20 protein-coding genes are annotated in these 21,818 nt (G+C 68.3%); 6 read left to right on the top strand and 14 right to left on the bottom strand.

Annotated features, from left to right (window positions below; genetic code table 11):
- Window positions 1-127: 127 nt before the first annotated feature.
- The 9 genes from uraD to WT60_RS08650 form a co-directional block, all read right to left on the bottom strand.
- The gene (uraD, locus tag WT60_RS08695) at window positions 128-649 is read right to left on the bottom strand and encodes a 2-oxo-4-hydroxy-4-carboxy-5-ureidoimidazoline decarboxylase (RefSeq protein ID WP_038745137.1); all 522 of its coding nucleotides are present in this window, start codon (window positions 647-649) and stop codon (window positions 128-130) included.
- Window positions 649-1,599: an allantoinase PuuE gene (gene puuE / locus WT60_RS08690; RefSeq protein ID WP_038745073.1), complete on the bottom strand. Its 951-nt coding sequence runs from the start codon at window positions 1,597-1,599 to the stop codon at window positions 649-651. The genes uraD and puuE overlap by 1 nt, the downstream gene beginning before the upstream one ends.
- Window positions 1,600-1,744: 145 nt before the next feature.
- Window positions 1,745-2,665: an aspartate/glutamate racemase family protein gene (locus WT60_RS08685; RefSeq protein WP_060355290.1), complete on the bottom strand. Its 921-nt coding sequence runs from the start codon at window positions 2,663-2,665 to the stop codon at window positions 1,745-1,747.
- Between the two features lie 10 nt (window positions 2,666-2,675).
- Window positions 2,676-4,169, bottom strand: a complete 1,494-nt coding sequence (locus WT60_RS08680; RefSeq protein ID WP_197419406.1) for an NCS1 family nucleobase:cation symporter-1 — start codon at window positions 4,167-4,169, stop codon at window positions 2,676-2,678.
- 154 nt (window positions 4,170-4,323) lie between these two features.
- Window positions 4,324-5,019, bottom strand: coding sequence for a GntR family transcriptional regulator (locus WT60_RS08675; RefSeq protein ID WP_038745067.1), 696 nt, complete (start codon window positions 5,017-5,019; stop codon window positions 4,324-4,326).
- Between the two features lie 335 nt (window positions 5,020-5,354).
- The gene (gene ldcA, locus WT60_RS08670; RefSeq protein ID WP_059574558.1) at window positions 5,355-6,296 is read right to left on the bottom strand and encodes a muramoyltetrapeptide carboxypeptidase; all 942 of its coding nucleotides are present in this window, start codon (window positions 6,294-6,296) and stop codon (window positions 5,355-5,357) included.
- 56 nt (window positions 6,297-6,352) lie between these two features.
- Complete coding sequence (gene tadA / locus WT60_RS08665; RefSeq protein WP_038745062.1) at window positions 6,353-6,934, bottom strand: tRNA adenosine(34) deaminase TadA; 582 nt, start codon at window positions 6,932-6,934, stop codon at window positions 6,353-6,355.
- Window positions 6,931-7,332, bottom strand: coding sequence for a DnaJ family domain-containing protein (locus WT60_RS08660; protein ID WP_038745060.1), 402 nt, complete (start codon window positions 7,330-7,332; stop codon window positions 6,931-6,933). Before WT60_RS08660 ends, tadA begins: the two co-directional genes overlap by 4 nt.
- Before the next feature lie 831 nt (window positions 7,333-8,163).
- Window positions 8,164-8,670 carry a DUF1993 domain-containing protein gene (locus tag WT60_RS08650; RefSeq protein WP_038745055.1) on the bottom strand — a complete coding sequence of 169 codons (507 nt, stop codon included), beginning with the start codon at window positions 8,668-8,670 and terminating at the stop codon, window positions 8,164-8,166.
- A gap of 343 nt (window positions 8,671-9,013) precedes the next feature.
- Between WT60_RS08650 and WT60_RS08645 the strand changes: the two genes are divergently transcribed.
- The 4 genes from WT60_RS08645 (at window position 9,014) to WT60_RS08630 (ending at window position 13,055) form a co-directional block, all read left to right on the top strand.
- Window positions 9,014-10,288 carry an MFS transporter gene (locus WT60_RS08645; RefSeq protein WP_082759163.1) on the top strand — a complete coding sequence of 425 codons (1,275 nt, stop codon included), beginning with the start codon at window positions 9,014-9,016 and terminating at the stop codon, window positions 10,286-10,288.
- 62 nt (window positions 10,289-10,350) lie between these two features.
- Entirely contained in the window at window positions 10,351-11,343 is a 993-nt protein-coding gene (locus WT60_RS08640; protein ID WP_060355292.1) for a helix-turn-helix domain-containing protein, read from the top strand.
- A 16-nt stretch (window positions 11,344-11,359) separates the two neighbouring features.
- Window positions 11,360-12,052: a Tautomerase enzyme gene (locus tag WT60_RS08635; protein ID WP_231751978.1), complete on the top strand. Its 693-nt coding sequence runs from the start codon at window positions 11,360-11,362 to the stop codon at window positions 12,050-12,052.
- 232 nt (window positions 12,053-12,284) lie between these two features.
- Window positions 12,285-13,055, top strand: coding sequence for an MBL fold metallo-hydrolase (locus tag WT60_RS08630; protein ID WP_059574551.1), 771 nt, complete (start codon window positions 12,285-12,287; stop codon window positions 13,053-13,055).
- Between the two features lie 463 nt (window positions 13,056-13,518).
- Here the strand turns inward: WT60_RS08630 and guaA are convergent, their stop codons facing one another.
- From guaA to WT60_RS08605, 5 genes are all read right to left on the bottom strand, one after another.
- Window positions 13,519-15,138 (bottom strand): glutamine-hydrolyzing GMP synthase, encoded by a 1,620-nt coding sequence (guaA, locus tag WT60_RS08625; RefSeq protein ID WP_059574549.1) that lies wholly within the window; start codon window positions 15,136-15,138, stop codon window positions 13,519-13,521.
- Between the two features lie 127 nt (window positions 15,139-15,265).
- Complete coding sequence (locus tag WT60_RS08620; protein ID WP_038745131.1) at window positions 15,266-15,922, bottom strand: hypothetical protein; 657 nt, start codon at window positions 15,920-15,922, stop codon at window positions 15,266-15,268.
- Window positions 15,923-15,928: 6 nt separating this feature from the next.
- Window positions 15,929-17,389, bottom strand: a complete 1,461-nt coding sequence (guaB, locus tag WT60_RS08615) for an IMP dehydrogenase (RefSeq protein WP_038745044.1) — start codon at window positions 17,387-17,389, stop codon at window positions 15,929-15,931.
- Between the two features lie 589 nt (window positions 17,390-17,978).
- The gene (locus tag WT60_RS08610; protein WP_236860866.1) at window positions 17,979-18,857 is read right to left on the bottom strand and encodes a DUF2182 domain-containing protein; all 879 of its coding nucleotides are present in this window, start codon (window positions 18,855-18,857) and stop codon (window positions 17,979-17,981) included.
- The gene (locus WT60_RS08605) at window positions 18,835-19,599 is read right to left on the bottom strand and encodes a DUF899 domain-containing protein (protein WP_038745042.1); all 765 of its coding nucleotides are present in this window, start codon (window positions 19,597-19,599) and stop codon (window positions 18,835-18,837) included. The genes WT60_RS08610 and WT60_RS08605 overlap by 23 nt, the downstream gene beginning before the upstream one ends.
- Before the next feature lie 131 nt (window positions 19,600-19,730).
- Between WT60_RS08605 and WT60_RS08600 the strand changes: the two genes are divergently transcribed.
- Complete coding sequence (locus WT60_RS08600) at window positions 19,731-20,951, top strand: hypothetical protein (RefSeq protein ID WP_060355293.1); 1,221 nt, start codon at window positions 19,731-19,733, stop codon at window positions 20,949-20,951.
- Window positions 20,952-20,984: 33 nt separating this feature from the next.
- Complete coding sequence (locus WT60_RS08595) at window positions 20,985-21,671, top strand: PQQ-binding-like beta-propeller repeat protein (RefSeq protein WP_038745037.1); 687 nt, start codon at window positions 20,985-20,987, stop codon at window positions 21,669-21,671.
- The last annotated feature ends 147 nt before the right edge of the window (window positions 21,672-21,818 follow it).

The following is a 21,818-nucleotide window of genomic DNA, read 5'->3' as shown; positions in this document are numbered from 1 at the left end:
GCCGCGCCGCGCATCGCGTGATTCTTCTTCGTTTCGCCTGCAGCCGCGCCGCGACGAGCGGCAAGCGACGAGCGGCAAGCGGCGGCCGCCCGCAGACGCCGGGCCGATCGAAGCGCCCGGCCGGCGCTCACGCGCCGATCAGATCGTCGAGCCTGAAGCGCGCGATCCGGTAGATCTGCTCGAGGTTCGCGCGCAATTCCTCGTCGCGCGAATGATCGACGCGCGCCTCGAAGTTCGCGATGATCCCGTGCCGGTCGTAGCCTCGCACCGCGAAGATGAACGGAAAGCCGAATTTCTCGCGATATGCGCGGTTGAGCCGCTGCAATTTGTCGAACTCCTCCTGCGTGCAGCGATCGAGGCCCGCGCCGCTTTGCTCGCGCGTCGATTCCGCCGTCAGCTCGCCGCGCACCGCCGCCTTGCCGGCGAGCTCCGGGTGCGCGTTGATGAGCGCGAGCTGCCGCGCGTCGCCCGCGCTCTCGACCGCGTCCTTCATCGTCCGGTGCAACGCGTCGACGCCGCGAAACGGCCGTTCGAGCGCGGCCGCCTCGGCGACCCACGGCGAATGTTCGAAGATGCCGGACAGCGCCGCGACGAACGCGTCCGTCGACATCGCGTTCAATTGCTCGAGCGTGTAGTGCATCGCCTTCATCATGCGTCCCCCTCGCGTCGAGCAGGCTGATACGGGTGATGCTCGCGCCAGTGGCGCGCGATGTCGACGCGGCGCGTGACCCACACGCGATCGTGCCGCTCGACGTGATCGAGAAAGCGCTGCAGCGCGCGCAAGCGCCCAGGACGGCCGAGCAGCCGGCAATGCATGCCGATCGACATCATCTTCGGCGCTTCGTCGCCCTCCTCGTACAGCACGTCAAACGCATCGCGCAGGTAGTGGAAGAAGTGATCCGCCGTGTTGAAGCCTTGCGGCGTCGCGAAGCGCATGTCGTTCGTGTCGAGCGTGTACGGGACGATCAACTGCGGCACCGTTGCGCCGCCCGACACTTCGACGCCCATCCAGAACGGCAGATCGTCGCCGTAATAGTCGGAGTCGTACAGGAAGCCGCCGTGTTCGGCGACGAGCCGACGCGTGTTCGGGCTGTCACGGCCCGTGTACCAGCCGAGCGGACGCACGCCCGTCACGCGCTCGATCGCCTCCATCCCGAGCTTCATGTGCTCGGCCTCGCGCTCGGGCGACATGTCCTGATAATGGACCCAGCGCCAACCGTGGCACGCGATCTCGTGGCCGAGCTCGACGAACGCGCGCGCGAGCTCCGGATGCCGTTCGATCGCCATGCCGACGCCGAACACCGTGAGCGGCAACCCGCGCTTGTCGAACTCGCGCAAGATGCGCCACACGCCCGCGCGCGAGCCGTATTCGTAGATCGACTCCATGCTCATGTGGCGCGCCGGATACGCGGCCGCGCCGACGATCTCGGACAGGAACTGCTCGGAGGCGGGATCGCCGTGCAGCACGCAGTTTTCGCCGCCCTCCTCGTAGTTGAGCACGAACTGCACCGCGACGCGCGCGCGGCCCGGCCAGTTCGCCTGCACCGGATGTCGGCCGTAGCCGATCAGATCGCGTGGATAGTTGGGATCGAATGCCATGATTGGATGCGAAGTGATGCCCCGTCAGCGGTTTCGCGCCGCCCGCGCGACGCCCGGAAACGGGCGCTGCGCGGCCGATGCGACGGATGGCCCAGTGTAGCGAAAACGCCTCGGACCGCCCATACGGGGGCACGGATAGTGCGGGTCAGACGGAATGTATGTGCGGTTGCGGAAAAATGGCGGACGTCGCGGTGTCCGGCGTGGCGATGTCGGGCGGCGCCATGCCGGACGCAGCGGCGGCGCGCGCCGCACCCGCCGCATCGCGCACCGCATCGCAGGCCGCATCGCACGCCGCCGCGCCCGCGGCCGGCGCTCGCTCGAGCACCGCCGCCCCGCCCGGGCTGAAGCGTGCGAATTCGCCGTCGTAGCGCTTCGCGAGCGGCCGCGCGAAATCGCCGCGCTTCGCGGTCGCGAGCTTCAGCGCGATCAGCGCCTCCGCCCATTTGACCGCTGCCGTCACGCCCTCGACGACGGGCGCGCCGATCGCCGCCTCGATCTCGTGCGCGAATTCCGCCATCCCCGCGCAGCCGAGCACGATCGCGTCCGCGCCGTCCTCGTCGAGCGCGCGCCGGCATTCGTCGACGATCACGCGGCGCGCGGCCGAGCCCGGCCTGTCGAGGTCGAGCACGGCGACGTCGGTCGCGCGCACGTTGCGGCAAAAGCGCTTCATTCCATAGCGCTCCGCGAGGTGCCATGCCATTCCGCAGGTGCGCGCGAGCGTCGTCACGACCGAGAAGCCCGGCGCGAGCACGCTCGCCGCGTGCATCGCCGCCTCCGCGATGCCGACGACCGGCCCGCGCGCGAGCTCGCGCGCCGCGTACAGCCCCGGATCGCCGAAGCACGCGATCACGTAGCCGTCGAAACCGTCGCGCTCGCCCGCCGCGACTTCGGCGAGCAGGCCCGGCGTCGCGAGCGCCTCGTCGTAATGGCCCTCGATCGAAGGCGGCCCCATCGTCGGGCTCACGGCGACGATCGCCGTGCCCGCCGACGCGACTTCGCGCGCGCAGCGGCCCATCGCGTCGGTCATTCGCTGCGTCGTGTTCGGATTGATCAGCTTGATCTTCATACGGACTCCGTCATGCTTTCGCTTGCGCGAGCGCGCGGTAGAACGCACCGCCGAGCGCCGCGCCGATGAACCACGAGAAATTCGCGAGCCCGGACAATGCCGGCGCCATCACGCACGCGACGGCGATCGCGGCCGCGGGCAGCAGCGCCGCGATCGCACGCCGGTTCACGCCGTCGCGATACCAGTACGCGCCGTCCGTCGACATCGTGTACAGATCGTCGCGCCGCAGCGCGCCGCGCTTCACCAGATAGAAATCGACGATCAGCACGCCGTACAGCGGCCCGATGAAGCTGCCGAGCACGTCGAGCGTGTAATGGATCACGACGGGATTGTTGAAGAGATTCCACGGCATGATGAACACCGACGCGACCGCGGCGAGCATGCCGCCCGCGCGCCAGCTGATCAGGCGCGGCGCGACGTTCGAGAAGTCGAACGCGGGCGACACGAAGTTCGCGACGATGTTGATCCCGATCGTCGCGATCGTGAAGGTCAGCGCGCCGAGAATCACCGCGGTCGGATGATCGATGCGGCCGACTGTCTCGACGGGATCGGTGATCAGTTGTCCGAACACGGGCAGCGTCGCGGCCGTCGTGATCACCGTGACGAGCGAGAACGCGAGGAAGTTGACGGGCAGCCCCCAGAAATTGCCGCGCTTCACGCTGCCGTAGCGCCCGCAGTAGCGGGAGAAGTCGCCGAAATTGAGCATCGGCCCCGAGAAATACGATACGACGAGCGAGATCGCCGTCACCATCACCGGGATCACCTCGGCGCCGTGATACTTGACGCCGCCGAGATTGAGGCCGATGTTGCGCCAGCCGGCGCGCCACACCATGTAGCCCGCGAGGACGAACATCACGACGTACACCGCGGGGCCGGCGAAATCGATGAACTTCTTGATCGTCTCCATGCCGTTCCAGAAAACGAACGCCTGCAGCACCCACAGCAGCATGAAGCCCGCCCAGCCGAGCGCCGAGAGCCCTAGGAAGCCGTAGCGATGTACGTCCGCATAGGGCATCCACTGCGGAAAGAACTTGAGCACGACGATCACGAGCGCGCTCGACGCGAGATAAGTTTGGATTCCGTACCATGCGATCGCGATGAGCCCGCGGATCACGGCGGGCACGTTCGCGCCGAGCACGCCGAACGTCGCTCGGCACGCGACCGGATACGGCACGCCGAGCTGCTGGCTCGGCTTCGCAATCAGATTGCACAGCACGTTGACGATCGAAATGCCGACGATCAGCGCGACGAGCACCTGCCAGCTCGTCAGGCCGAGCGCGAACAGGCTGCCCGCGAACACATAGCCGCCGACGCTGTGCACGTCGGACATCCAGAAAGCGAAGATGTTGTATGCGCCCCAGCTCTGGTTCGCGAGCGGCGCGAGATCTTCGTTGTACAGACGATTGCTGTAACCGGGGGGCGCCGCCGCGCCGTCCGTGTCGCCCGGGCGATCTTCGTTCGGTCGATACGAGGCGCCTTGCTGCGCCACACTGAACTGAGCCATGACATCTCCTTGCCTGCCGCGGACGAGCCGCGCGATCGTCATTGAAATCGCGGCCCGAACGTGGTCGCCCGATGCCGCCCTGGCGGGCGGCCGCATACGCGACCTCCCGGCATTTCGTCAGTTCAGTGAGCGCTCGAGGCGTGCGGCCGGGCCGTCAGCCCGGATTGCCGAACACCTCGCGCAGATCGACCGCGCCCTGCGCCGGCCGATCGAGCATCCTCAGTTCGACGTGCTGAAGATGGTGCGCCATCAGTTGCGCCGCGCGCTTCGCGTCGCCGGCTTCGAGTGCCGCGAGGATCTGCGCATGGTCGTCGAACGAACACGGGCTGCGCCCGTGCGATTCGTACAGCGCCGACATCAGCGTCGAGCGCACGACGAGCCCCTCCAGGCAATCGCGCAGCACCGTGTTGCCGGTGAGCGCCGCGAGCGCGGTATGGAACTCGCCGGACAAACGCACCCACGCCGGAAAATCGCGCCGCTCGAATGCGTTGCGCTCCTTGTCGATCATCGCCGCGACGCCCTTCAGGCGCTTCGCGCCCGGTCCCGTCGCGAGCCGCTCCATCACCGCGAGCTCGACGATGCGCCGCATCTCGAACACTTCGTGCACGTCCTGCAGCGTCGGACTCGCGACGAACGCGCCGCGATTCGGCTCAAGATCGACGAGCCGATCGGTCGCGAGGAGCGCTAGCGCCTGCCGGATCGTGCCGCGCTTCACGCCGAACACTTCGCACAACTGCGCTTCCGTCAGCTTCGTGCCGGGCGCGAGCCGATGCTCGAGGATCGCCGTGCGCATCCGCTCGGCGATCGACTCGGGGCTCGCGCCCGTCGGCGCGGAATCTTTCTTCGTCATGGTTCGCATCTCGTTATGAACAGCATCGTAGATTGGACATAAATATTGTCAACAATTTTGCACATCGATTTTGCACAACATGGGTGATTGGGACGTCACCCGAACCGCATCAATTCGGTGCAGACGCTTCAATTCACTATATTTGACGGGACTCTTCACCGTTTGAGTCGTCACAATCGCCATCGGCAGCCTGTATTTTGTCGACAATTTTTCCTTCGATTGGTGCATCGCGACAGATCGAGCGAATCGCGCTCTATATCCGTTAGTTGCGAAGCAACGCGTAAAAAAAGGCGGTCGCCCGCCTTTTTCGTGCCGTGCCGGCGGCCGCCCCGCGCTCACGCCGAAAGATGCGGATAGTCCGACATCGTGAGCCGGAAGCCGTGCTCGTTCGCGACGAGCTCCGCGCGCGCGCCGAACGGCAGCGTCAGCAGGTCGGGCACGTGGCCGAATTGCAGCCCCGTGACGATCGGAATGCCGATCACGCCGCGCACCTGCTCGATCATCGTCTGCATGTCGTAGCCGTTGTCGTACTCGAACGGACGCGCACCCGTGAACTGGCCGAGCACGAGCGCCTGCTGGCGCACGAGGACGCCCGCGAGATGCAGCTGGTAGATCATCCGCTCGATCCGGAACGGCTGTTCATTGACGTCCTCGACGAACAGGATTCCGCCTTCGATCTGCGGCATGTAGGGCGTGCCGACGAGCGACGCGAGGATCGCGAGATTGCCGCCCCACAGCGTGCCCGACGCGTTGACGGCCTGCGTTTGCGGCACGTCGGAGACGATCGTCGCCGTCGGCTGCGTGAGCGTCTGCCAGAAATGCGCGAGCGTGAATTCGCTCGGCTTCTCCGCGCCGAAATCGGCGGACAGCATCGGGCCGCCGAACGTCTTCACGCGCGCCTTCGCGTAGAGCGCGAGCTGGATCGCGGTGAAATCGCTGTGACCGACGAGCGCGATCGGCTGATCGCGCAGCCGCCTTTCTAGGCCCCGATAGTCGAGCCCGTGCAGAATCCGGGCGGCGCCGTAGCCGCCGCGCACCGCGAGACCGATGTCGGGCAGCGGCAGCGACGGATCGGCGAGCCGGTTCAGATCGCCCGCGCGCTCGCCGTCGGTGCCGGCGAAGCGCTGATAGCGGCGCTGCGTCGCGTCGAGGTTCTCGATGCGATGCCGCTCGTCGCTCAGGCGTTCGAGCGCGCGATCGATCGCGGCGGGGTCGTGCGGATAACCGGAAGGGGCGAGAAGACGAATCGTGCGCGGCATGCGGGGCGTGAGAATCATGAATTCGCTGGGAAGAATCGATCAGACGTATTTAGAGGCGCCCCGCACCGCTCGGTTCAATCCTCGCGCGGCGGCGCGTCGGGCGCCTGCTGCGCGCGGCGGGCGTCGCGGATCGCCTGCCGCCGCTCCGCAAAGAACGACTTGAGCGCCGCGCCGCATTCGTCCGCGAGCACCCCGCCTTCGACCAGCGTGTGATGGTTCAGGCGCGCGTCGGCGAATGCGTCGACGATGCTGCCGCATGCGCCCGTCTTCGGGTCCGGCGCGCCGAACACGACGCGCGCAATCCGCGCGTGCATGATCGCGCCCGAGCACATCAGGCATGGCTCGAGCGTCACGTACAGCTCGCAGCCGGGCATCCGGTAGTTGCGCAGCGCGCGCGCGGCGGCGCGCAGCGCGGCCATCTCGGCGTGAGCGGACGGATCGTGGCCGCCGATCGGATGATTGAAGCCGCGGGCGATCACCTCGTCGCCTCGCACGATCACCGCGCCCACCGGCACTTCGCCCGCCGCACGCGCTTCCTCGGCGGCGGCGAGCGCCATGCGCATGTAGCGGCGGTCGCGCTCGGCGGCGGCTGACAGAAGCGGCGGTTGCGATTCGCTGGGCTCGACGCCGGACGCGGGCGCGCCAGCGGGCATCACATCGCCCCCGCTTCGCCCTGCGCTTCGCCGAGCACGCGCTCGGACAGGCGCTCGGCGATGCGGCGGCAGTATTCGCGCGGCACGACCATCGGGCCGCCGCGCAACGATTCCAGCGCCATGTCGAGGGCGAGCATCTTCGCCTGCAGGCGGCAGCGGGTCGCGCGGTCGCTGACCGCGCGCAGCTCGTCCTGCAGGTTGCGCAGCGCCCGCAGTTGCTCGACCGCGGGCGGCACGAAGCCCGCGTTCTTCAATATCCGATTCGCGACGCGCACTTCTTCCGGGACGAGCAGGTCGTCGTCCAGTTCCATCGGCGCGCCGGCGCCCGGCAAATCGTCGAACTCCCCCCGCGCGACGGCGGCGGCGATACGTTGTTCGACTAGAGCGTCAAGCAGTTTCATCGGGGTTTCATAACAATGCGGCATGCGGATTTTAGCAGGCGGCGCGCCGAGGTCCAGCCTGTCCGAGCAAATGCTCGATATCCGGGCCCGCATGCAAGAAAAGGCGCTATTCTTGCTGCGGCCTCTCCAACCGCGCGGCGCATGGCGCCTTGCGCTCGCTCAGGGCAACGAAGCAATGTCGATCGTCACTCGGCGCCACGTTCGCGCCCTCGTTTTTGCGGTGTCGCTCGTCGCAGCCGGACTCGCGTCGGGATGCGGCGTGATGTGCGGCGGCGCGGGCGGCAACGGCGGGTTTGCGGGCGGGTGCGCGACCGGCGTGAGGTTTTAGGCGTCGCGAAAAGGCCTGAGCGAAGCGGATTCAAGCACCAAACCGGCGGCCGATAGCGGCATCGCCGTCGATCGGCAAGCGTCGACGAGGCGAGGGTTTCTCGCCGCCGCGGCACGCCGCCAGGTTTCGCTAGCGCCGACTGCCCTCGCGTCGCGCATTCCGCGCCGCCTCGCCCGCCGACGCGTCGCTTCGCTCCGCGCGAATCGGCCCGGCAAGCGGCGCCTCCGCCACCTCCGCCCGACGCGACACTCGAAAAGCCACGGCGCTTCGCCCCTCTTTTCTGGCCGGACACGCCGACTGCGGCCGTTACGCCGCCGTCTCCGGCCACTCCACTGCCCGGCATTCTCCCGCCGCCGTTCCGACACGATTTCATTCGCCAGGACAGCCGGCTCCGCTCGCGGCCGATCACCGGAGGCTCGTCGTCGAATCCCAAACTCGCCGAACGGCCGGCGCGCCGGCGCGCTGTCGCCGCTACCGGCGACGGCGCGCGCGCCGGCCCCGCGTCAACGCCCGCCGAGATAGTCCATCTTGCCGAGCGGCACGCCCTTGTGCCGCAGGATGTCGTAGGCCGTCGTCGTGTGGAAATAAAAATTCGGCAGCGCAAAGCCGAGCAGATACGACTTGCCGTCGAACGTCATCACGCCGTCGCGCAGCGGCAACTCGATCGCGCGCGTTTCGCTGCCGTCGAGTTGCGCCGGCTGGATCGTCTTCAGGAAATCGATCGTCTTGCCGATGCGCGCGCGCAGCTCGGCGAACGTCGCCTCGGTATCGGCGAACGACGGCACCGCGATCCCCGCGAGCCGCGCGCCGCATCCCTTCGCGGTGTCGCTCGCCCGCTGAACCTGCGCGTCGAGCGAGTACATGTCGTCGCGAAGCCGCGCGCGAACGAACTCGGCCGGCTCGACGCCCTGCGAGCGCGCGTACGCGTCGCCCTTGTCGAGCACGGCCGACAGGTTGTTCAGGCCGCGAATGAACGCGGGAATCGAAACGTCGTACATCGAAAGAGCCATGGGTTCTCCTTGACGGGTTCGCGAATCATCCTCGGGATGGCCGACCGTCGCTGACGGCGGCTCCTTAGCATAGACCGGATCGGACAAGCATGCGCACCGTCGCCAAGCGGCAAGCATTCGACGAGGCTTTCGACAGCGCACCGCGCACGGCCCGCGCGGACGTGCCGCCGAAGAAATGCCGCTCGAAGCGAAGTTCTCCGATACGCGGCTTTCTTTTCACCGCACGCCCGGCAGGGTTTCGACAATACACCGTCGAACCTCTTGCCGATCGGTTGCAAATCAAAACCAAACGAACTATTCTTCGCATGGTTTCAATTTGCAACCATTCAAGCGAGGCATCCGCATGCAAGCTACGCCAGCAGCACCGGCCGCCCGTTCGATTCGAGCCGCCGATTCGCCTGCGGCGCCGGCGACGCTGCCGCGCAGCGCAGTCGCGCTGTTCGCCTGCGCGAGCGGCCTGAGCGTCGCCAACGTCTACTATGCGCAGCCGCTTCTCGATGCGCTCGCCGCCGATTTCGCGATCGGGCGCGCGGCGATCGGCGGCGTCGTGACCGCCACGCAGATCGGCTGCGCGCTCGCGCTGCTGCTGCTCGTTCCGCTCGGCGACCTCGTCGACCGACGGCGGCTGATGCTCGCGCAATCGCTCGCGCTCGCGGCGACCTTGACCGTCGTCGCCTTCGCGCCGACCGCCACCGTCCTGCTCGCCGGCATGCTCGGCGCCGGGCTGCTCGGCACCGCGATGACCCAGGGACTCATTTCGTACGCGGCGAGCGCGGCGGCTGCGCACGAGCGCGGACGCGTGGTCGGCGCGGCGCAAGGCGGTGTCGTCGTCGGGCTGCCGCTCGCGCGCGTGTTGGCGGGCGTCGTCAGCGACGCGGCGGGATGGCGCAGCGTCTATTTCCTTTCGGCTGCGACGATGCTCGTGCTTGCGGCGCTGCTTGCGCGCAAGCTGCCCGCCGTCGCGCCGGCGCCGTCGCGCATCGGCTATCCGCGCCTGATCGCGTCGCTCTTCACGTTGCTGCGCGACGAGCGCGTGTTGCAGATCCGCGGCACGATCGCCCTCCTGATGTTCGCCGCGTTCAACATCTTCTGGAATGCGCTCGTGCTGCCGCTGAGCGCGCCGCCGTATGCGTTTTCGCACACCGCGATCGGCGCGTTCGGGCTCGTCGGCGCGCTGGGCGCGCTCGCCGCCGCGCGCGCCGGACACTGGGCCGATCGCGGCTTCGGGCAGCCGACGAGCGCCGCGGCGCTCGCGCTGCTGCTCGCGTCATGGCTGCCGATTGCGTTCATGCCCGCGTCGCTGTGGGCGCTCGCGCTCGGCGTCGTGCTGCTCGATGTCGGCGGACAGGCGATTCACGTGACCAACCAGAGCATGATCTTTCGCGCGCGGCCCGACGCGCACAGCCGGCTCGTCGCCGTCTACATGCTGTTCTATTCGGTCGGCAGCGGCCTCGGCGCGATCGCGTCGACGGCCGTCTACGCGGCAGCCGGGTGGCGCGGCGTGTGCATGCTGGGCGCGGCCACGAGCGCCGCGGCATTCGCGTTCTGGGCCGCCACGGCGAGGCTGATGCCGAGCGAGCCCTCCCCGGAAAATACGGCGAACGGGCGACCGCAATAGCCCCGGATACCAACAAATGGCTGTGGCAGAATCGTCCTGATACATCGACAATTTTGCCAACCATGCCATTCATCCGAATATGGGCGGTCGAGCATTGTCTCGCATCGGGCATCGCCGCGCCGATCGACATGCTGACGGCCGCCAATCATCTCGCCGCGGAAGACGGGAGCGAGCGACGCGCACGCGCGTTCACATGGCGCGTCGATTCGATCGACGGCAATCCGGTGCGCACCGCTTCGGGCCAGATCGCTCAGGTCGACGGGCGAATCGACGGCAGAAGCGCAGCCGATGCGATCTGGCTGACAGGACCGTTCGTCTCCGACGTCGGGCGGCTCCTGAGCCGCCCGGCCCTGCTGGCGCCGCTTCTCGACGCATTGAGGCGCCAACACGCACGCGGCACGCTGATCGCAACGTATTGCACCGGTGCGTTCCTGCTCGCCGAAGCGGGCCTGCTCGACGGACGCGTGGCCACCACGCATTGGTCGAAAGCGACGAGCTTTCGCGCGCGCTACCCTGAAGTCGAATTGCGCGCATCGGAAGTTCTGACCGAACAAGAAGGCATCCTTTGCAGCGGCGCCGTCACGTCGTATCAGAACCTCGCGCTGCGCGTCGTTGAAAAGCTCGGGACACCGAAACTCGCCGCCGCAACCGCGAAGATCATGTTGATCGACATGAACCGCGTGTCGCAGGATTCGTTCATCGACATCGCCCACGCCGACAGCCGCGAACACGACGACGCCGTGGTCGCGCGTGCGCAACGCTGGATGGAGCGGCATCTGCGCGAGCCGTTCAGCCTGACGCGCTTGAGCCGCCATCTCGCCGTCAGCGAGCGGACCGTCAATCGGCGCTTCAAGGAGGCCGTCGGCGCGCCGCCGCTCAGGTATCTGCAGACGCTGCGCATCGAAGTGGCAAAGCGCCTGCTCGAACAAAGAAAGCTCGGCATCGACGCCGTATGCGAACGCGTCGGATACACGGACGTCAGCGGCTTCAGACAGCTGTTCAAGCGTGTGACGGGCGTGTCGCCGGGCGAATACCGGCGCCGATTCGCTCGATGAGCATCGGTGGGCGGCGATGATCGACGCCGCAGCCGATGTCCGAATTGCCCCGCCGAATGGCGATTTCGCCACTTCCGATACATCGCCTCCATTCCTAAAGTGGAACCACGTCGCCCGGCATGCGAGCCGGCCCGCCCTGAAACCACTCGAGGAATTCACGATGCCGATGATCGATGCATATATTCCGGAAGGCGCACTCGCGCCGCAAGCAGAGGCGCAATTGATGCGCGAGCTGACGGACATCTTGATCCGTCACGAGGATCTCGATCCCGACGATCCGCGGGTGCGCGACGCCGCATGGATATTCGTGCATCGGCCCACGGCAGTCTATCGGGCCGGCGCGCCCGCGGCCGCGCCGATTTTTCGAATCGTGGCGTCGGTGCCGGAAGGTCAATACACGGATGCGGCGCGAGCCAGCCTCGTGAAGGAAGTCACCGCCGCCATCGCGCGCGCGGAAGGCACGCCCGCGGACGAAATCGGAGCGCGCGCCTGGATCTTCCCGACCGAAATCGGCGACGGCGGCTGGGGAAGCCGCGGTAGCGTGCGCCGCCTGCCGGACATCATGGAGCACTTCGGCGGAGCGACGCTCAGAACGCTCGGCGAACAGCGCCTCGCAGCCAAACGCCGCGCGGATGCGACGGCTTTTGTCGAAGCGGTGCTGCTAGCGCTGACCGGCCGCGCTGCGACGCTGACGCGCACCGCAGACTGAGCGAAGTCGTGGAAGCCGCCATCGCTCGGTCGCCGCGGCAAACGGCACGCCGACATTGTTCTGATGCCGCAATCCGCAAGCCCGTTGATATTTCGCATCGAGCGACTGAACGAGTCTTTGCTGCCGCTCCTCTCGAATCTCCGCTGAACACGCGCATGCCTGGCACGCGCGCATCTTTATCCTGGTTTTGTACCGATCGGTACGCAATGAAAAACGACAAAAGGAGTGCCCCGTGAAATTCCGGCAAGTACGCAATGCGACGGTCCTGATCGAATATGCCGGCACGAGGTTTCTCGTCGATCCGATGCTTGCTTCCAAGGGCACCTACCCCGGGCTCGAGGGCACCGTGAACGGCCACCTGAAATGGCCGACCGTCGAACTGCCGATCGCCATGGACGCGATCCTCGACGTCGACGCCGTGATCGTCACCCACACGCATCCGGACCATTGGGACGAAACGGCGAAGTCCGTCGTGCCGAAGAGCCTGCCGGTCTTCGTCCAGCACGAACGCGACGCCCGCCTCGTGAAGGCGTCCGGATTCATGGACGTCCGCCTGCTGACGCATCGCACCCAATACAACGGCGTGACGCTCGTCAAGACGCCCGGGCAACACGGCACGGACGATGCGATTCACGCGATCGGCGAGCTGCTGGGCGAAGTCTGCGGCGTCGTGTTCAGGCACGCCGACGAAAAGACGCTTTACCTGGCCGGCGACACAGTCTGGAACAAGCACGTGGAACAGAACCTGAAGCGCTTCCGACCGGACGTCGTCATCGTGAATAGCGGAGACGCACAAGTCGTCGGCCTCGGTGCAATCATCATGGGCAAGGAAGACGTCTACGAAGTCCACCGCGCGGCGCCGCAGGCCACGTTGATCGCGAGTCACATGGAAGCGGTGAATCACGCCGCATTGACGCGACAAGCGCTGCGCGAATTCTCCAGGGAGAAAGGCATGACGGACCGCCTGCTCGTTCCGGAAGACGGACAGGCGTACGTTTTCTGAGACAAGCGTCGGCAAGACGAGCCGGGGCGCACGCCTTCTCCGTCAGCGATGGCGAAGACGCGGCTGCACCGAACGAACTCGCTGACAGGGAGGTTGCTGCCGGCGCTCCGGACGCCTTCGCCTCGTTGCAAAACACTCGCCTCATCAATCGGCCGGATCGATCTCGGTCGACAAGCGTTTCCGAAAAGCGCGCACAAGCGGTTTCGATCAACGACGCTCGTGCGCATGAGCCGCGCGCCGTAAGCCATGCGCACGTTGCAGCGCGTCGGCGGCGGCCAGTCGTATCGCCGCGAAACTCTCGACAGCCGCAATCGCGGCGTCTCTCGCTGCTTTCGACCGCCGAAAACCTTCCTCGACGTTGCGGCCAACGCAAGATACCGACGGGCGATGGCCGCCGACAGCCGTCGTGCGGCACGAGCCCCGGCACTTCAACGACTCACGGCCGCTTCTCGAAAGACCGGGTTCACTCCCACTCGATCGTCGCCGGCGGCTTGCCCGACACGTCGTACACGACCCGGTTGATCCCGCGCACTTCGTTGATGATCCGGTTCGACGCGCGGCCGAGCAGCGCATACGGCAGGTGCGCCCAGTGCGCGGTCATGAAATCGGTCGTCTGCACCGCGCGCAGCGCGGTCACGTAGTCGTACGTGCGGCCGTCGCCCATCACGCCGACCGACTTCACCGGCAGGAACACCGCGAACGCCTGGCTCGTCAGGTCGTACCAGCTCTTGCCGACCTGCGACGGCTCGCAAAGGCCCGCCGCCGCGTCCTGCTCGGTCGCCAACGTCCCGCGAAGCTCTTCGATGAAGATCGCGTCCGCACGGCGCAGCAGCTCCGCGTAGTCGCGCCTCACCTCGCCGAGAATCCGCACGCCGAGGCCCGGGCCCGGGAACGGATGGCGATACACCATCTCTGCCGGCAGGCCGAGCGCGACGCCGAGCTCGCGCACCTCGTCCTTGAACAGATCGCGCAGCGGCTCGAGCAGCTTCAGGCCGAGCGTCTCCGGCAGACCGCCGACATTATGGTGACTCTTGATCGTCGTCGCTTTTTTCGTCTTCGCGCCGCCCGATTCGATCACGTCCGGATAGATCGTCCCTTGCGCGAGCCACTTCGCGTTCGTCAGCTTCTTCGCCTCGGCCTGGAACACCTCGACGAACTCGCGGCCGATGATCTTGCGCTTCTGCTCCGGATCGGCGACGCCCGCGAGATGGCCGAGGAACTGCTCGGACGCGTCGACGTGCACGACCTTCGCATGCAGGCGGCCCTCGAACATGTCGAGCACCATCTTGCCTTCGTTCAGGCGCAACAGGCCGTGATCGACGAACACGCAGGTCAGCTGATCGCCGATCGCGCGGTGAATCAGCGCCGCCGCGACGCTCGAATCCACGCCGCCCGACAGGCCGAGAATCACTTCTTCGTCGCCGACCTGCTCGCGAATCAGCGCGACCGCCTCTTCGATGTGGTCGCGCATGATCCAGTCGGGCGCGGCGCCTGCGATGTCGAGCACGAAGCGCTCGAGCAGCTTGCGGCCCTGCACCGTGTGCGTGACTTCCGGATGGAACTGCACCGCGTAGTAGCCGCGCGACTCGTCGGCCATGCCGGCGATCGGGCAGCTCGGCGTCGACGCCATCAGCGCGAAGCCCGGCGGCAGCTCGGCAACCTTGTCGCCGTGGCTCATCCACACCTTCAGCATCCCGTGGCCTTCCGGGGTCGCGAAATCCTGGATGCCGTCGAGCAGTCGCGTGTGACCGTGCGCGCGCACTTCCGCATAGCCGAACTCGCGATGGTCACTCCATTCGACCTTGCCGCCCAGTTGCACGGCCATCGTCTGCATCCCGTAGCAAATGCCGAGCACGGGCACGCCGAGATCCCACACCGCCTGCGGCGCGCGCAGTTGTTGGTCCTCGTAGGTGCTCGCGTGGCTGCCGGACAGAATCACGCCTTTCGGTGCGAATTCGCGGACGAAGTCGTCGGAGACGTCGTTCGGATGGATCTCGCAGTAGACGTGCGCTTCGCGGACGCGCCGCGCGATCAGTTGGGTGACTTGCGAACCGAAGTCGAGAATCAGGATTTTGTCGTGCATGGCAGCGGACGGGAAAAAGAACAATGGAATAACAAAAGCAGCGCACGAGGCGCTGCATCGAATACGTATCCGGGCGGTCGCGCCGCGGCGATGCGCGGCGGCCTGACAGTCGGGGAGACCGGGCCGCTCACGGTTGCGACGGCGGCCGCGCCGCGTCGCCGAGATCGCTCGTCGGGGCGCCCTTGCGCTCGGCCGGCGCCGCGATCGTCTCGCCTGCGTTCGCGGCCTGCGCCGCGCTCGCGCTCGTTGCCGATGCGGCGCCCGCCGCACCGGTCGGCTCGCCTGCGCGCGACACGCTCGGCTCGATCCGCGCGGCGGCGGGCGCCGTCACGGCCGGCTCCGCAGCGCGTTTCGACGCGACGCGCGCCTCGATCGCCTGCGTCTTTTCGCGCCTGCGCACCGCGGCCGCGAGCCGCACGCCGCCCAGGCCGATCACGAGCAGCACCGCTGCCGTGACCACCGACACGAATTGACCGAACGACGACAACTGCGGCGAGCGGATCGCGAGCAGCCACACGAGCATCACGACGCCCGTCAGCCAGTTCACGTGCCCGACCGCGCGCGCGACGCCCGCGGTCAGGTCGCCGTTGAAGGCCGCGTGCACGGACAGCCACGCAAGCCCGAGAAGCGCGATGCCGAACGCCTGGCCGATCATCGCGGGATCGACCGTGACGAGTTGCAGCGCGTCGTACAGCGCCTTCCACGGAGTCAGCACGAACAGCACGCCGAAGGCGGCGAGCAAGGCGGCATCGATGAGGAGAACGGCGCGCAGCAACGGTTTCATCGGCAATCAGTCCACGTGATAGTTGGGGGCTTCCTTCGTGATCTGCACGTCGTGCACGTGCGATTCGCGCATGCCGGCCGCGGTGATCTGGACGAACTCGGCCTTGTCGTGCAGCTCCGCGATCGTCTTGCAGCCGCAGTAGCCCATGCTCGCGCGCACGCCGCCGATCAACTGGAAGATGATCGCGTTGACCGAGCCCTTGTATGCGACGCGACCTTCGATGCCTTCCGGCACGAGCTTGTCGATGTTCGCGGAATTGTCCTGGAAGTAGCGGTCCGCCGCGCCGTCCTTCATCGCGCCGACGGAGCCCATGCCGCGGTACGACTTGTACTGGCGGCCCTGATACAGGAACACGTCGCCCGGCGATTCTTCGGTGCCGGCGAACATGCTGCCCATCATCACGGCGTTCGCGCCGGCGGCGAGCGCCTTCGACACGTCGCCCGAGAAGCGGATGCCGCCGTCGGCGACGCAGGGCACGCCCGTGCCGCGCAGCGCGTCCGACACGTTCGCGATCGCGCTGATCTGCGGCACGCCGACGCCCGCGACGATCCGCGTCGTGCAGATCGAGCCCGGGCCGATGCCGACCTTCACCGCGTCCGCGCCGTATTCGACGAGCGCCTTCGCGGCGGCGGCGGTTGCGATGTTGCCGCCGATCACCTCGACCTTCGGGAAGTTCTGCTTGACCCAGCGCACGCGCTCGAGCACGCCCTTGCTGTGGCCGTGCGCCGTATCGACGACGATCACGTCGACGCCCGCCTGCACGAGCAGCTCGACGCGCTCCTCGTTGTCCGCACCGACGCCGACCGCCGCACCCACGCGCAGCTTGCCGTGCTCGTCCTTGCACGCTTCCGGGTGCTCGGTCTGCTTCGTGATGTCCTTGACCGTCATCAGGCCGCGCAGCTCGAATGCATCGTTGACGACGAGCACGCGCTCGAGGCGGTGGCTGTGCATCAGCGCCTTCGCCTCGGCGAGCGGCGTGCCTTCGGCGACGGTCACGAGGCGCTCGCGCGGCGTCATGATCGACTTGACCGGCTCCTCGAGGCGGGTTTCGAAGCGCAGGTCGCGATTCGTGACGATGCCGACGAGCTTCGGACCTTCGACGACCGGAAAGCCCGAGATGCCATGCTGGCGCGACAGCGCGATCACGTCGCGCACCTTCATGCTCGGCGGAACGGTGATCGGATCGCGCACGACGCCCGATTCGAAACGCTTGACCTTCGCGACTTCGCGGGCCTGCTCGACGGGGGTGAGGTTCTTGTGAACGATGCCGACGCCGCCTTGCTGCGCCATCGCGATCGCCAGGCGACCTTCGGTGACCGTGTCCATCGCGGCGGACACGAGCGGCATGTTCAGGGAGATGTTGCGGGTCAGTTGGGTCTTGAGGCTGGTGTCGCGCGGCAGAACGTCGGAGAACGCCGGGACGAGGAGCACGTCATCGAACGTGAGTGCTTTTTGGATCAGACGCATGGCAAATCCTATGGGCGCAAAAGCGAATTATACGCGATGCCCGGTTAATTTTCACAACACGAACAACGGCTTAGCCGTTTTCGGCCGCTTTCGGTCGTTCGGAGCCCCGAATCGTTCGGCTCCCGGTTCGAGTCGCTTTCGATCCGGTTTCGTTTTGGCCCGGCGGGCGCGGGTTCGCGCGGGGCGAAGCCGGCGTGCCACGCGCGCCGTGTGCGCCCTGTGCGACGCTTGCGGCGGCGGCGCTAGGCGACAGGACGGATAAGCGCGCGAAAAGCGGCACGCAAGTCGGGCGGGGCGGGCGACGCGCCCCTGTCGTACCCCGCCCTTGTCCGTACCCTAGTCGTGTCCTGTTGCACCCATGTCGCGCCCTCGTCCACGCCGAAGCGAACCACTGCCACGCCATCGCCCGGCCAAACGGCTCTGTCAGCCCATGGCCGTCGCAGTCCTTGCAGCTTTCGCAGACTCCGTCGCTCATACACGGCCGCTCGGGCCGGAGCACCCCGCGCGTGCCCCACATTTGCTCCGACGGCAGAGCGCGGCGCGAGCGCCTTGCCCGCCGCGCCGGATGCCGCGCGCGTCGCTTGCGGCGTCACCCGAGCCCGGCCGCTCGCGCGATCAGGATCATGCCCGCCGCGACGCCGACACACCCGACGCCCCGCGCGACACGCTCACCAGCCGGCGCGAGGCGCTCGGCCGTGATCGCGGCCGTCACGGCCGCCATCGTCGGCGGGTCCATGATCCCCAGGACGACGAGGCTCGCCGTGAGGCCCGCGCTGCAGCAACAGCAGCGAAGGCCGAAATGCACGCCGTGCCGCCAGGCCGCGCCGGCGCTCGCGGGCAACGCGCGGCAGCGGCGCGGCGCCTCACGGCAGCATGCGAGATGGCGCGCCTTCCACGCAGTGAACTGAAGCGCGCCCGCGCACGCGACGACCACGCCGCGCGCGACCGGCGCGGCGCGCGCCAGCGCCGGCACGTGCATCTCGACCGCCGCCAGCGCCGCGCCGAGCACATAGACGGCGATGCCGACCGCGATCCACACGAACCCATATCCCGCCGCGACCGACACCGCCCGCAGCCCAGCCCGCAGCCGGGCCCGAATCCCGCCCACGCAGCCGACCGAGCGCGCGCAGCGCACGAGCATCGGCGCGAACGACGGCAACATCATCGCCGCCATCATCGCGGCCCAGATGCCGACGAACGACGCCGCACCGCCCGCCCATGTCCGTCCGCACACTCGCGCGCCGATCGCCGACATCGTCCTGCCGCCCGCCATCGGCGCGTCGCCCGTCGCGGGCATCGACGCGAGCCACGCGATCGCGGCCGCCGCGACGGCGCCCCCAAGCAGCGCCGACGCGCCGCCGAGCACGCCCGGCGCCGCGCGCCCGAAGGCGGCGTGCCGCGCGACGCCGCGCCCGGTGTCGCGCAGGCGGCGACCGCGCGCGCCCTCAGCGCTCGCCGTACTCGTCATGGCGACGCCACCAGACACCCGTTTCGTTGCGTCCCTTCGGCGCGCGATCGAGCCACTGGTACATGCCCCAGAGGCCGTCCAGCCCGCGCGCGTACGTCGAATACGTGTGATAGACGACGCCGTCCTCGAGCACGAACGCGCTCATCCCGGGCCGATCGCGCGCGTACGTGCGCGCATCGGTCCCGCAGGTGGCCGCGAATTCGGCGACGGGCGCAGGCGCGGGCGTCGCGTCCATCGCATGGCCGCCGCGCCGATAGTTGTATTCGACGGTCCCGTCGCGCTGCTGCGCTTGCGTGAACGACACGTTGAAGTCGTAGTTGAAGTCGCTGTCGAGCGACGACGCCCACGGAAACGTCCATCCCATGCGCTTGCGGTACGCCTGCAGCTTCGCGAGCGGCGCGCGCGACACCGCCGACAGCGTGACGTCGTGATGCGCGAGGTGAACGACGAAGCCGTCGAAGCCGTCCGCGATCGCCGAGCACGACGGGCATCCGGCCGTGTAGTCGGGCCCGAACATGAAGTGGTAGACGAGCAGTTGCGAGCGGCCGCGAAACAGCTCCGCGAGCGACGCGCGTCCTTCGTCGGTCTCGAATCGATACGCCTTGTCGACGCGCACCCAGGGCAGCGCCCGGCGCAGCCGCGCGAGTTCGTCGCCGCGCCGCGTGTGCGCCTTTTCCGCATCGAGCAGTTCGAGCCGCGCGGCGAGCCATTCGTCGCGCGTCCCAATCGTGTGAGTCGCCATCGATCGTCCCTCCTTTTTCGTGTCGCGCGCAGCTCGCCCGATTCGCGAACCGGCGCGCGGGTTGCGTGATCGTGGTGGTAGATTAGTCGCGGGCTTCGAACGGTGGGAGTGACAAGTGTGGCGGGATTCCGATGGACTCGCTGATCACGGCCGCGGCGCGCGCGCTCGCGGCGGGTGATCCGCTCGGCGCGCTGAACCGCGTCGCGTTGCGCGACGACGCGCCCGCGCTCGCGCTGCGCGGCATCGCGATGGCCCAGCTCGGCGATTTCGCGCGGGCGAAGGCGCTCGTGCGAAGCGCGGCCCGCGCGTTCGGCGCGAAGGAAGCCGTCGCCCGCGCGCGATGCGTCGTCGCCGAAGCCGAGATCGCGCTCGCGTCGCGCGAGCTCGGTTGGCCCGAGAAGGCGCTCGAAGCCGCGCGCACGACGCTGGAGGCGCACGGCGACCGCGCGAACGCCGCGCATGCGCGCTATCTCGAAGTCCGGCGCCTGTTGCTAATCGGCCGCCTCGACGAAGCCGAGCGCACGCTCGCCGCGCTTGATCCGGCCGCCTTGCCGCCCGCCTTGCAAGCCACGCACGCGCTGATCGTCGCGGGGATCGCGCTGCGGCGGATCAGAACGAAGACCGCGCGCGCGGCGCTCGCCGACGCCGGGCGCGCCGCGCGCGAGGCCGGCATTCCCGCGCTGACGGCCGAGGTCGAGCACGCGTTGCGCGTGCTCGACGCGCCCGCGGCGCGCCTCATCGCGCGCGGCGAAGAACGCGCGCTGCGGCTCGACGACGTCGAAGCGTGGCGCGCATCGCAATCGCTCGTCGTCGACGCGTGCCGCCACGTCGTGCGCGATGCGCGCGCGACGGTCTCGCTCGCGAGACGTCCCGTGCTGTTCGCGCTGGCGCGCGCGCTCGGCGAGGCCTGGCCGGGCGACGTGCCGCGGGACGCGCTCGTCGCCCGCGCGTTCCGCGCGAAACGCACGGACGAAACGCATCGCGCGCGCCTGCGCGTCGAAATCGGACGGCTGCGCGCGATGCTCGGCGCGCTCGCCGACATTCATGCGACGAAGCGAGGATTCGCGCTGACGCCGCGCCGCGCGCGCGACGTGGCCGTGCTCGCGCGCCCGGTCGAGGACGCGCACGCGGCGGTGCTCGCCCTGCTCGCCGACGGCGAGTCGTGGTCGAGCTCGGCGCTCGCGCTCGCGCTCGGCGCGAGCCAGCGCACCGTGCAGCGCTCGCTCGACGCGCTCGCGACGGCAGGCAAGGCGCAGTCGTTCGGCCGCGGGCGCGCGCGTCGCTGGACCACCCCGCCCGCGCCCGGATTCGCGACGGCCTTGTTACTCCCGGCCGCGCTGCCGGGCGATTAGGATGGCGCCATCGATCGACCGGGAGGCGAAGACATGAAACGATCCGCAGCCGAAATCATTCGGGAATATGGCCCGTTCGCAGGCGTCGACAGCGTGCACGGGCTCACGTACGACGGCCATCGCGTATGGTTCGCGTCCGGCGACAAACTGAACGCGCTCGACCCGGCGAGCGGGGCGACGCTGCGCTCGATCGGTGTCGCCGCGCACGCGGGCACGGCGTTCGACGGCCGGCACCTGTATCAGATCGCGGAGGATCGCATCCACAAGATCGATCCGGACACGGGGCGCGTGCTGGCGACGATCCCCGCGCCCGGCGGCGGCGGCGATTCCGGGCTCGCATGGGCGGAAGGCACGCTCTGGGTCGGCCAGTACCGCGATCGCAAGATTCATCAGATCGATCCCGACACGGGCGCGATTCTTCGGACGATCGAATCGAACCGCTTCGTCACCGGCGTCACGTGGGTCGACGGCGAGCTCTGGCACGGCACGTGGGAGAACGACGAGAGCGAGCTGCGCCGCATCGATCCGCGAACGGGCGACGTGCTGGAAGCGCTCGAGATGCCGGCTGGCGTGGGCGTGTCGGGGCTCGAATCCGACGGCGGCGAGCGCTTCTTCTGCGGCGGCGGCAACAGCGGGAAAATGCGAGCCGTCCGCCGCCCCGCGCGAAACGGCGCGGCACGCGGCGGCGCGGGGCGCGCGGCCGGCTCGACCGACGAATAGCCACGGGCAGCCACGGGCGGCATGCGCCGCAACGTCCGTCCGCGCGTCACGCGCAAACACGGCGACAGGCGCGCCAAAACTTCGCTCGCCGCCGTCGAGCGATGAGGCCGCGCCGCCGACGCGGCACGCGCAATTGCCGGCGATCCG

The organism is Burkholderia sp. MSMB617WGS (assembly GCF_001532025.2).
GTDB classification, from domain to species: domain Bacteria; phylum Pseudomonadota; class Gammaproteobacteria; order Burkholderiales; family Burkholderiaceae; genus Burkholderia; species Burkholderia savannae.
This window is presented reverse-complemented; position numbering and strand designations above follow the sequence as displayed.